At 51.6% G+C, this 949-nt stretch carries 1 protein-coding gene; it reads right to left on the bottom strand.

The window, feature by feature from the left end:
• Positions 1–840 (bottom strand): DUF726 domain-containing protein (locus tag NW827_RS06040; protein WP_414503453.1); only part of this gene is annotated, 840 nt, incomplete at its 3' end.
• Positions 841–949: the final 109 nt, after the last annotated feature.

Raw genomic sequence — 949 nt, forward strand, 5'->3', positions numbered from 1 at the left:
GAGGTTTTCAATTCTGGGGTGAAACTCTCTAATTGGCTTGATCCCGCAGGGGCTGACGTAGGCCAGAACCCAATCGTCTTCGTTGTAGATGTTTACCAACTTTCCAGTGATATTTTCTACATGCAGGCTCCAGTTCTTATCGGCTTGCCTCCTAACGGCACCGCTGAGCAAGATAACATCTTTAAGACGTCGATCTGCAGTCTGGGGCCAACCGCGCATGATGTAGTAGGCTACCCTTGCCCCCAAGGAAAACCCCATCAGGGTAATCTGCCTTTCCGGCAAAGCAGAGAGCAGGGGATAGGCGTACTTTAGTCCCACTTCTTTGGCCTTTGCTTTGTGGGCTTCCCAGTGGGCAAGTAGTCCTACCCCTAGCTTCAGAGGGGACAAGGTCAAACTCGCCGGGTTGGAAGCATCCCACCAAAGGTAGTACAGGGATCCCTGCCATCCGGCACGTCGGAGTGTTTCCCACAACAGTCTTTTTTTCCAAGGTTGGGTTTCACCTTCGCTAAGGAAACCGTTGATGAAAACCAGGGCCTCGTCCCAACCCAGGGAGGGTTCAATACAGATCAAATAAGGCTCATGATGGGGATCGAAAATATGGTCTTTAATCTTTTCAACAATAATTTCTGTAACTTTCTGGCTGACTTGGAAAGTGGTTTGACCCGTGCCAAGAAGAATTCCTCCGGCTTTTTGGGTGGTCTCGATACCTGTACCAATGACAGTTTGCGCAACTGACCCGGTAACCTGGCCGGTAACCTTGCCTATATCAAAGGCGGTCTCTACAACTTTTCCGCCAATCTGGGCAAAACCTTTGAAGACCCCCTCAAGAATGTCTTGCATAGTCAATGGCACCCCCTGGGAGCTGAGACCAGCAAAATACTAGCTTGCCCGCGCCGCATGGCGGTAACCCCCGTGGGATCCAGCACCTTGCCGCGCTCTACCTCGGCGT

It is taken from the genome of Synechococcus sp. H70.1 (assembly GCF_047502705.1).
In the GTDB taxonomy this organism is placed as follows: domain Bacteria; phylum Cyanobacteriota; class Cyanobacteriia; order Thermostichales; family Thermostichaceae; genus Thermostichus.